The organism is Planctomycetia bacterium, from assembly GCA_034440135.1.
GTDB lineage: Bacteria > Planctomycetota > Planctomycetia > Pirellulales > JALHLM01 > JALHLM01.
Genome location: JAWXBP010000299.1, coordinates 1 through 9,765 on the forward strand (window position 1 = coordinate 1; position 9,765 = coordinate 9,765).

Consider the following 9,765-nt stretch of genomic DNA (forward strand, 5'->3'; position numbering starts at 1 on the left):
TCGACGACGTCGTCGACGCCTCGCAACGTGTCGCGAAAGCCGTGTGCAAGGTGCCCGGTGCCGTGAACGTCGTCGCCGATCCGATTCGCGGCAAGGCATATCTCGAGATTGAAGTCGATCGTGATCGCGCCGCGGAACATGGACTAACCATCGCTGCGGTAAATGAAGTCATCGAAACGGCGCTCGCTGGTCGCATCGTCGGCGCGCTTCGTGACGGGCGCATTTCCTATCCACTAACGGTTCGGTATGCCCGCTCCGCCCGTGCAGACACGGAGTCCCTAGCGCGACTGCCGGTGTGTGTTCAGGGCGGTGAATCGACGGATTCCACACCAGCACGCCATGTTGCACTCGGCGATGTCGCGAGCATTGAGATCGCCGAAGGCCCGGCCACGATCAAGAGCGAGAACGGCCTACTCCGCAACTACGTTCGATTGAATGTGCGCGGACGCAATCTCGGTGAGTTTCTTACGGAGGCGCGCGCCGCAGCCGACACCGTGACGCTCCCTTCCGGCACTCATCTGGAATGGACCGGCCGTTATGAACATGAACTTCGCGCCGTTCACTTGTTAGCCTGGCTCGGCCCGCTGGTCTTGGCGGCAATTTTCGGGTTGCTCTACTGGACTTATCGCGATTGGGCCGACGCGCTCGTGATTCTGCTCGCGGCCCCAGGTGCGTTGGCTGGCGGCGTCCTGTTTCAGTGGCTCTTCGGCTACGAATTCTCAGTCACCGTCTGGATTGGCTACATCGCGTGTTTCGGCATGGCCACAGCCACCGCCGCGATCATGCTGGTCTACCTTCGTGAAGCAGTCGAGCGCGCCGGCGGGTTGGAACACATGACGTTGGCTCAACTCCGCGAAGCCGTATTGCAAGGCGCTGTACATCGTCTGCGCCCGAAGTTGCTCACCGAAGGCACGACAATCCTCGGTCTCGCGCCGCTGCTGTGGGCTGTCGGCCCGGGCGCGGATGTGATCCGTCCCATGGTCGCACCGGTGCTCGGGGGAATCCTGGTGGCCGATGAAGTCATTGACCTGTTCCTGCCCGTGCTGTTCTATCACATCCGCCGTGTTCGCTGGAAACGCTTGCACGCCCTGGCGACAACAGACGCCCCCACAAAGTCGATCAGCGCGAGGTCAGATTCGGAGCTAGTATTGATATCGACGGAGGACGTCCCATGAACAGATTTGTTGCATGCCGCCAGTTGCTCGCCGTGAGTTTGCTTGTCTTCCTCGGTGGGTGCGGCGGCGCGAGTGAAGCCGATTACATTCCCGAAACCGAAGCGGCGCGACAATCACTTGTCGCGGCACTCGACGCCTGGAAGGCCGGCCAGAAACCGGACCCGATTCACGTCGGCGAAATCGAAGTCCGCATCGAAGACTCCATTTGGAGAAAAGGCGCCAAGCTCCGCGCCTACGAAATTGTCGCCGAGCCCGCTGTGGAAGGTCCGCGCAAGTTCAGCGTCAAGCTGACGCTCGATCGGCCCCCCGCGCCTCAGACGGTCGACTATTACGTCGTTGGCAAGGCCCCGTACTGGGTATTTCGCGACGCCGACTACAACCGTTCCAACGGCATGTGACCTATTGCTGACGAGCCCGAGCGGCATCACGCTCGATCCAAGTAGCCCCAGTACGCTCTGGATTGTCAATAGCGCGACTACCAAGTCTTCCCCTACCTCGGCGTTACATCGCGCACATGCGGCAGCCAAGCAGCAGCGATTGCAGTCAACCTTGGCCCTTGCAACAGCGACCTGCAAGGTATGGTCGGCGCTCGTGAGCCAAGAATTGCTCACACTCGACGAACAACCAGCAAGAGCATCGACGGCCCGGTCGCTCGCCGCCGATCACGTTTTCGATGCGCTGTTCGGCTCCTTGGAAACCCCAGCCCCGAAGCGCGCCCGACGGATGGCGAACGTCATGTAGCCTGCCATTTACGCCAAGCCGCTGGCCCAGCAAATCGCCGGGTCAGCGGCTTTTCTTGTTGCCCGGGCCCGAAGTTCGCCGCACTGGCGAAGCGGTCGATTGTAGTACAATACAGGACAGCCGACCTCCGCATCCATCGAATCCCGAATCGATTTCGCAACGAGTTCATTCTCGTATGATGTCCTGCCGCGCAATCAAGACGATGAAACAGAATTGTGTTAGCGTTGCCTCGTTGATGTTCCTCGGGCTGCTTGCGCTCCCGATGCAAGGTGGCGAACCTCCAAATGCCGCGGCCTCCCACGCCGCGCACGAACCGAAGCCGATCCAGCCGGCGCGGTCGATTGGCACCGGACTGTTGCTGGAACCGCCGCTCGATCTTTCCTGGTTCACGCGCGAGAAGTTTATCGCCGAGGTCTCGACTGTCGGCGCCGAGAAACTCAACAAGCGCTGGACATCGCCGGTCTTCCAACTGCCGCCGCACGCATGTACGGCAAGTCATGAGAAGGACGGTATTCGCGCGCCGCTCTATTAACTACAATCCCATACCTTCCGGGTGCTCGTCGACTTCGGCTATATGCCTCCGGATGAACGGCTGACGCCGGAAGAGGTTGCCGAGCTTCAGGCGTGGCTGGTCGACGAGAATTAGCATCAATCGCGCTATGCAGCATGGCGTCACTCGACTCGGAAAGCCCAACATGTCTGCATTGAGCGAGAAAGACCTCGCGAGTCTCGCCGCGGCGGTTTCGCAGTTGGAACATCCAAGCTTGGCCGCGAAGTTGGCGGCGGCCGTGGGGATGCCGCTGGAAAAGCTGCTGACTTGGTTGCCGCCCGCTATTCAAAAACAGGTCGACCGCGTCACGGAGGAGGCGCTTACCCGGGCCTTGAACGTGGCAGTGAAAACGTTGAACGACGAGACGGTGAAGGCGCCGTGGAATCTCTCGCACAAAGTGGTAGCCACGCTCAGCGGAGTCACCGGCGGCCTGTTCGGAGCGCCGGCGCTATTTGCCGAACTTCCGGTGACGACGGTCATCATCATGCGATCGATCGCCGACATCGCTCGATCCAAAGGAGAGAATCTTTCCGATCCGGCTGTGCAACTCGCCTGCTTGGAAGTTTTCGCCCTGGGCAGCGCCGGCAAGCAGGAAGCAATGAACAGTGGTCGCGATGAGGCGCAAACCGGCCAAGAGTCCGTTCGCGCCGCCTATTTCATCGCACGCGCTAGCATGGCGCAACAGGTTACCGCTGCGGCGGAGATGCTGACTAAAGGAACCGCATCGGGAAGCGGCACCGCATTGACGCGTCTGGTCTCGACCATCGCATCACGCTTCGGCGTGGCTGTCTCGGAGAAAGTCGCGGCGCAGGCCGTCCCGATTGTCGGCGCGATCGGCGGCGGCTTGATCAACGCGCTGTTTATGGATCACTTTCAGAACACGGCCGAGGCCCACTTCTGCGTACGCCAGCTCGAACGCGCTTATGGCACGGAATCCGTTCAGCAGGAGTACGAACGCATCGCGGCCAAGTCGCACGTTCGGTGAGAGTATACTCGTCAATCATGAACGCCGCAGTAGCACTGGAAGTGAACGCTGATGCTCACTTGGTTGTTTGTGGCGGCGAGGATTATCGCCAATCCCGTCTCGAACGTATTTCAGAAGCGACTCGCTCAGCGATCATCCCATCTTCGTCATCGCGGTAACGCACGCCCTGTTGACGCTCGTTTGCGTACCCCTACTTCTGTCGCCGTTGGAACTTGGCGGCGGAGCGGCCTACTGGGCGAACATCATAGCCGCCGCATTCCTTGCCGTGGCAGGCAATGCCTTGCTCGTCGCTGCCCTGCGAACGAGCGACCTAACGGTGCTTGGACCGATCAACGCGTACAAATCCGTGATCAGTCTGGTCCTTGGTATCTTTTTGGTGCATGAGATTCCGACGCCAACAGGTGTGCTGGGCGTGCTGCTCATTGTCGCCGGAAGCTATTTCGTGGTGGATCGAGACGAGAACCAGCCTCGCCGTAACGCGTTCATTCAGTTCCTTCACGAGCGGGGAGTGCAACTGCGATTTGCCGCCCTAGGGCTTTCCGCCACGGAAGCGATCTTTCTCAAGCGAGCCCTGATAGTGTCGACGCCGCTGACGACATTCGTGGTCTGGTGCGGGCTTGGAGTGCCGATCGCGGCGCTCGCGTCGGGATTGCTATTGCGAGGGCGCCTGCGCGAGGAGGGGACGATCTTCCGAAAGGACTGGCCGACGTACCTCTGGCTTGCGGCCGCCACCGGGCTGATGCAATTCGCGACGCTCGACACATTTGGAAAACTTCAGGTGGGCTATTCGCTCGCCTTATTTCAGTTATCCACGCTGCTGAGCGTTTTTTTTGGGCTACCGTTATTTTCAGGAGCGGAACATCCGAAAGCGGCTGCTCGGCACGCTCATCATGGTTGGCGGAGCAGTGCTGATCGTCGTGTTCGGAGCGAATGGGTAATGCGTACTTGAGCTACCCATCCACTCGGAACTCGCGATTGTGCCACGAGGTCGCGTCGACTTCCGGCGGCGAGCGAACCAGTCACTTCGTGTCGCGCTGTCGCAATTCCTCGATACGCTCGCGTGCGACCCGATCGATCCAGGTTCCAGGATAGACGGCACGCAACCTCTCAAAGGCCGCAATGGCCTCCTCGCTCTTCTCGGCCGCGGCGAGCGAAGCGGCCGCTTGAAACTCCCCTTCTCCGATAGTCAATGCTTGCTCGAAAATGCGCGCTGCCTCCGGGCGAGAGATCGACGCCGGAAGCTTACTCAGCACAGGCGGATTCGGATCGATAAGCAGTCCGTAGGCCGCTGGATTGCGTTCGCGAAACAATCGGGCGCGCATGTCCTGTTGCTGGTTGAACGCGTCACCGCCTTCGCGTCCGCCGAATGGGTCAATATCCGCAATGACAACCTCGTCGGGGCCATTCACTTCCGCCAGAATCGTGCCTTGCGGCGAAATAATCATCGAACCACTCTCTCGCCAGGACACGACGAGATAGACAAAGTTATCTACTGCCCGCGTCCGGGATGCGGCCCGACTGATGTCATCATCTCCGATCGCAGCCCCGCCGAGCGTCGACACGAATACGATGTCCGCGCCTCCCAACGCCAGGCAACGTACGGATTCTGGAAACACCATGTCGTAGCAAATCAACATGCCGACGCCACCCAAATCAGGCGTTGGAAATACCGGGAAAGTGTGGCCCGGCTTCCGATTCTCGTGGAGCGTCGGCTGCACTTTGTTATATCGTCCAATCTCCCGTCCATCGCGGCCCAGAAAGAACGCCGTGTTCCGCAGCGCGCCGTCCGCTTCAACCGTATCGTTGCAGCAAACCAGATACATCTGATGCTGAGACGCCGCGGCGCCCAGTCGCTTCAGCATGCGGTCGATGGCCTCCGGCAGCACATCTTGCAGAACGGCGTGGTTCGCCGCCTCCCACTTACCAAGTCCCAGCGTATCTTCCGGGAAGGTCACGACGTCACAGCCAGCGTTGCCGGCCTTGTCGACAAGTCGGACCAACTCGATCAGCGACTCATCGACGCGCGCCAGGGCGTCTGCCGGGCTAAGGTTGTAGTCGATCGTCCGGTTCTTTGGCTGTGTTGAACCAATCCGTACCTTGGCGCTGAAATTAGCTTTCTCTGCTTTCGCCGAGTGAGGCTCCGCAGCGCTTCCGACGCATTCTGAATACAGCAGCGCAGCGAATACGACCAGGACAAAACATACACAATTTCGCACAAGCTCGCGCATCGGTGGCACCCAGTCCGATTGTGGAGTTGGAGTGGTACTGAACTAGCGAATAGCATAACCGGCATTGACGTGTGGTGTCGAACAGCTTGATTGAAAATCGGGCGGCTGCGACGAGCATTTCTGCATTGACGATCGAAACTAGGGACGCAGCCAGTCGTCGATTTGCTCGGCCACGAACTGGTCGTCATTCAAATGGGGATAGGTGCGTAGCACACGCTCGATCTCCGCCAGCTGGCCCGGCCCCAGTAATTCGTGTTCGTCCAAGCACCAGTTGCCTAAGAGCAGTCCTTGGCGCCGCAGCACCTCATGCATTCCCGCAATGCAGCCTTGAAATCCGTTGGCGGCGTCAAAACAAGCGGCGTTGAAGTCTGTGAGTTCCACGCCTAAACGCAGCAGGTCGGGCGAGGCGGGCTCGCGCTGGCAGCGTTCGAGCAGCTCGACGGCGCGCCGCGTTCCGACAGACCACTGGCCGAGCAAGCCACCTACGATGCGCCGCTGGCGTCCGTTGAACTCAAACGGAGTAATCAAGTCGGAGACGATATTGTCATCGTTGCCCGTGTAAAGGGCGATGTCGTCGCGGCCCGCGGCAATCACGGCCCGTACGACGTCGAGCGTTTGGTAGCGATTGAACGGCGCGATCTTGATGGCGACGACGGCGTCAATTTCCACGAATCGGCGCCAGAACGAATAGGAAAGCACGCGCCCACCCACACTGGGTTGCAAATAGAACCCGACGATGGGGATGACGTCGGCGACCGCGCGGCAATGATCGATCAGCGACGCCTCATCCGCCGCGCGCCAGGCAGACAGGCTCAACAGTCCCGCGTCATATCCCAGCGAAGTGGCGAGCCCCGCTTCCGCCACGGCTTGGTGCGTCAGGCCACAGATTCCGGCAATGTCCACGAGCGGTTGTGGGGAGCGACGCATTTCCTCGGCGGCTAACGCCAGCACGGGTTCGAGCAGGCCGATGCTGGGCTCACGAATGGCGAATTGCGTCGTATGGACTCCGACCGCCAGTCCGCCGACGCCGGCCGCGAGGTAATATCGCGTCAACGCTCGTTGATGGCGTTCGTCCAGACGGCGTTGGGAGTCCAGCGCCAGCGGATGTGCGGGGATGGCAACGCCGCGGTTGAGCAAAGCGCGAAAATCAGAATTGGCCATCGCGCGCCTCGAAATGGGTCGGGCGATCCAGCGTTTCTCCGCCTAGCAAGACCCACTCGGCGGTGGCGCGGAGCATCTCATCAACCGAGACGTTGGGCGATCCGAACCAGTCGTACGAACGCTCGGCATTCCAGACCCAAGCGGTGGTCCCTTCCTCTCCTGTGAACTGCACTTCGCGCGTCAAGAGTTCGCCGAGTCGAATGGCTAGGCTACGAATCGAAAGTCGCTCACGACCGGTGACGTTGACGATCGCGGGAGGAACGGACGTTCGCGCCAGGCATTGAATGATCCGCGCATTCGCGTCGCCCTGCCAAATGACGTGCGTTGCTCCCATGCTCACATCGATCGGCTGTCGGCGCCAGATATTCTTTGCCAGATCCAAAAGCACCCCGTAGCGCAAATCGATGGCATAGCACAGGCGCACGAAAACCATCGGCGTCTGGTTGACCTTCGCGTAGTGTTCGAACACGCGCTCGCGCGCCACGCAGGAATTCGCGTATTCGCCGGGCGGTCCCAGCGGATCGCCTTCGCTGGAGCCCGGCCCGTCGATCGCAGCCAACGCATAGACGCACCCTGTCGACAAGGCGACGATGCGGGAGTTCGGGAATCGGTCCGCGATCAAGGCTGGCACGATCGTATTGATGAACCACGTTTTTTCCGGCGATTCGTGCGTGCCGAATTTCTGCCCCACCAGGTAGAGCACGTTCGCGAAGTCCGGCAGGCCCGCGAGGGCGGCTCGGCTCGCCAGATCACAGGAGATCGTTTCCACGCCCGCTTGTCGCAACGTGGCCGATGCCGCTGCGATGGAATAGCGCGAGACGGCCACAACGCGTCGCGAAGTAGCTCCGATTTCATTTAGGCCGCGTCGAACCATCCTAGCCAGCGTTGGCCCCAGTTTTCCACCCGCCCCCAGCACAAGGACATCTCCCGGCACGGAACCGAGCGTATCCAAGACTCCGGGCGTGGGAACACTGAGCACGTCGTCCAGCTCGGCAATCGATCGAATAGGTTTCATGTCCGCGGCTTGATCGGTACTTGGTTCGCGAAATGTGAGAGCATGGCATCGATCTGACCGGTACGATCGAAGGGATGCCGCGAAATCATGGCGCGTATTCTCGATGGAACGTCGACCGGGACGCAATCGGAAATCGCGAGAATTGGGCCGTTCCACGTATTCGAGAAGATACTTTCATTCACGGATACTTGAAATGGCTTGTCCAGGCCGCTTGCATGCATTGGTGGGCCGGCGCGATAAATAGTCGGCACATTCCCAGCGTAGCGCCGCGCCGTTGGTGGTGGCGGACGTCACGTCCGGACTGCGCAGCCGCACTGCCCGTCCCAGGTGAAGAATTGGCCAAAGCAAGTGGCTCGTCGCTTGCATCGGTTGCCGCAGCCGTCGATAATTTCGGCGTTCGACTTGACCGATGCGTTGCAACTCAAGTTGGCCAGCATTGCGCGACTTCGATTTGTTAATTGCCGCCGTCCGCCGGTCTCGAATGTGCATTCCCAAAACGCTTGCATTCGATGGTGCGACGACGGCGATCGGGCTACTTACTTTGTTTCAACTCCATCCTGAAAGAGTGTCACGCCATGGGGAAGATGAGCGATGATTGGAAGACGGCGAAGAAGCGCTTCGAAATCTTGACGGGCAAGCACAAGCCCGCGAAGTCCTTCCTGATTTTCTTCCACGAGTCGACGAACGTCGACAAATACCTGAAGGAATGCGACGCCCTGGCCGAGGCCAAGACCGTGGACGCGGTGAAGTTGAAGGCTGCGGCGGTCAAGCTCAAGTCCGCGTCGGATACGTACCTCGGGACGCTCAAGGCGGAGAAGTCGGTGGAGACCGGCGGGGACAAGAGCGTCGTGACGGTCATGTCCAAGGCGCTTTCGTCACTGCGTCAAAGTCTGAAGAAGTACGAAGCGTATTTTGAATCGGCCCTGGCATCGGCCTCAACGCCGACGGGCAAGGACATCAAACAGAACATGATCGACAAGGTGCTCGCCACCTACAAGGCCGACGTCAAGGCCGCGCTGGCGAATGCGAAAGCGGCGGGGGCTCAGCTGAACGCGGTCGCTCAGAAGCTCGCCAAGGACAGCAAATTGCTCAAAGTGTCAGTCGCCAACTACAACAAGCTGATGAATTCCGAGGAAGCGGCGCGGAAACTGACCACGGCGCTCGGCGGATATATCAACTTGGAAAAGCTGGGCGCCGACGTCAGCAATTTGACGGACCCGAAGGCCTTCATTCGCTCGTTGGACGACTACTCGGCCCGCGTCGACGTTTCCGACACCATCTCCGTGAAAGACTTGATCACGAAAATCAAGAACTTCGAAACCGCCGTCAAGACGATTGGCGCGAGCTACAAATAGCGCCGGCAACCGGAGGGGGCGGCGTACGCTGGCGTCGTCCCCCCCTCGCTGAGCGTTAGATTGAACTCTGCACATTAGATCGGGTTGCAGCCTATTCGATCACCGGCGGCAATGGTCGCCGCTTGGCCAGAGTTGCCGTTGTGGGCCAAGCGCTGGGGCGCCTCGGGCAACGACGGCGCCATGGCATCTATGTTGACGCGGCAGGCAATGTCTACGCCCTTGACGTTCGGTACGCCGATTCCCTCGACGTCGTGAAATACAGCCCGACCGGCGCCGTCGTCTGGTCGAAGTCCGTGGCTACGCGTTCGGCCTCGGCCGACCTGACGGTGAGTGCGTCGGGCACCGTCTTCGTTGTCGGTTCGTTCGACGGAACGGTGGATTTCGACCCAAGTTCGAAGTCGAAATACGTATCCAGCGGCCCTAGCGCTGCTGCCTTCGTGCTCAAGCTCGATGCCGCGGGCAAGTTTGGTTGGGTCAGTCCGTTCGTCAGCCGGACGGTTGGTTCCACGACTGGTTTTTCCGCGGCGCAAAGCGTGGCTCTGGACGGCAGCGGCA

At 60.2% G+C, this 9,765-nt stretch carries 10 protein-coding genes; 7 read left to right on the top strand and 3 right to left on the bottom strand.

The genetic code is table 11. The features are described 5' to 3' along the window. From SGJ19_18080 to SGJ19_18100, 5 genes are all read left to right on the top strand, one after another. Positions 1-1,175: efflux RND transporter permease subunit (locus tag SGJ19_18080; GenBank protein ID MDZ4782159.1), on the top strand; the 1,175-nt coding region annotated here is incomplete at its 5' end. Further along, positions 1,172-1,573, top strand: a complete 402-nt coding sequence (locus SGJ19_18085; GenBank protein MDZ4782160.1) for a hypothetical protein — start codon at positions 1,172-1,174, stop codon at positions 1,571-1,573. The genes SGJ19_18080 and SGJ19_18085, both read left to right, overlap by 4 nt. A 545-nt stretch (positions 1,574-2,118) precedes the next feature. Continuing rightward, positions 2,119-2,448 carry a hypothetical protein gene (locus tag SGJ19_18090; protein MDZ4782161.1) on the top strand — a complete coding sequence of 110 codons (330 nt, stop codon included), beginning with the start codon at positions 2,119-2,121 and terminating at the stop codon, positions 2,446-2,448. A gap of 163 nt (positions 2,449-2,611) precedes the next feature. After that, positions 2,612-3,451: an EcsC family protein gene (locus SGJ19_18095; GenBank protein ID MDZ4782162.1), complete on the top strand. Its 840-nt coding sequence runs from the start codon at positions 2,612-2,614 to the stop codon at positions 3,449-3,451. A gap of 67 nt (positions 3,452-3,518) precedes the next feature. Next, the gene (locus SGJ19_18100; GenBank protein MDZ4782163.1) at positions 3,519-4,400 is read left to right on the top strand and encodes an EamA family transporter; all 882 of its coding nucleotides are present in this window, start codon (positions 3,519-3,521) and stop codon (positions 4,398-4,400) included. 70 nt (positions 4,401-4,470) lie between these two features. Here the strand turns inward: SGJ19_18100 and SGJ19_18105 are convergent, their stop codons facing one another. The 3 genes from SGJ19_18105 to SGJ19_18115 form a co-directional block, all read right to left on the bottom strand. Further along, entirely contained in the window at positions 4,471-5,679 is a 1,209-nt protein-coding gene (locus SGJ19_18105) for a carbon-nitrogen hydrolase family protein (protein ID MDZ4782164.1), read from the bottom strand. A gap of 138 nt (positions 5,680-5,817) precedes the next feature. Further along, positions 5,818-6,840 (bottom strand): dihydrodipicolinate synthase family protein, encoded by a 1,023-nt coding sequence (locus tag SGJ19_18110; GenBank protein ID MDZ4782165.1) that lies wholly within the window; start codon positions 6,838-6,840, stop codon positions 5,818-5,820. Continuing rightward, positions 6,827-7,855 (bottom strand): NAD-dependent epimerase/dehydratase family protein, encoded by a 1,029-nt coding sequence (locus SGJ19_18115; protein MDZ4782166.1) that lies wholly within the window; start codon positions 7,853-7,855, stop codon positions 6,827-6,829. Before SGJ19_18115 ends, SGJ19_18110 begins: the two co-directional genes overlap by 14 nt. Positions 7,856-8,430: 575 nt before the next feature. Between SGJ19_18115 and SGJ19_18120 the strand changes: the two genes are divergently transcribed. Continuing rightward, the gene (locus tag SGJ19_18120; protein ID MDZ4782167.1) at positions 8,431-9,210 is read left to right on the top strand and encodes a hypothetical protein; all 780 of its coding nucleotides are present in this window, start codon (positions 8,431-8,433) and stop codon (positions 9,208-9,210) included. A gap of 140 nt (positions 9,211-9,350) precedes the next feature. After that, positions 9,351-9,765: hypothetical protein (locus SGJ19_18125; protein MDZ4782168.1), on the top strand; the 415-nt coding region annotated here is incomplete at its 3' end.

Coding starts and splice junctions, on each gene's coding strand:
- SGJ19_18115 (MDZ4782166.1), bottom strand. CDS start 7,855: ATGAAACCTATTCGATCGATTGCCGAGCTGGACGACGTGCTCAGTGTT.
- SGJ19_18095 (MDZ4782162.1), top strand. CDS start 2,612: ATGTCTGCATTGAGCGAGAAAGACCTCGCGAGTCTCGCCGCGGCGGTT.
- SGJ19_18090 (MDZ4782161.1), top strand. CDS start 2,119: ATGAAACAGAATTGTGTTAGCGTTGCCTCGTTGATGTTCCTCGGGCTG.
- SGJ19_18085 (MDZ4782160.1), top strand. CDS start 1,172: ATGAACAGATTTGTTGCATGCCGCCAGTTGCTCGCCGTGAGTTTGCTT.
- SGJ19_18120 (MDZ4782167.1), top strand. CDS start 8,431: ATGGGGAAGATGAGCGATGATTGGAAGACGGCGAAGAAGCGCTTCGAA.
- SGJ19_18110 (MDZ4782165.1), bottom strand. CDS start 6,840: ATGGCCAATTCTGATTTTCGCGCTTTGCTCAACCGCGGCGTTGCCATC.
- SGJ19_18105 (MDZ4782164.1), bottom strand. CDS start 5,679: ATGCGCGAGCTTGTGCGAAATTGTGTATGTTTTGTCCTGGTCGTATTC.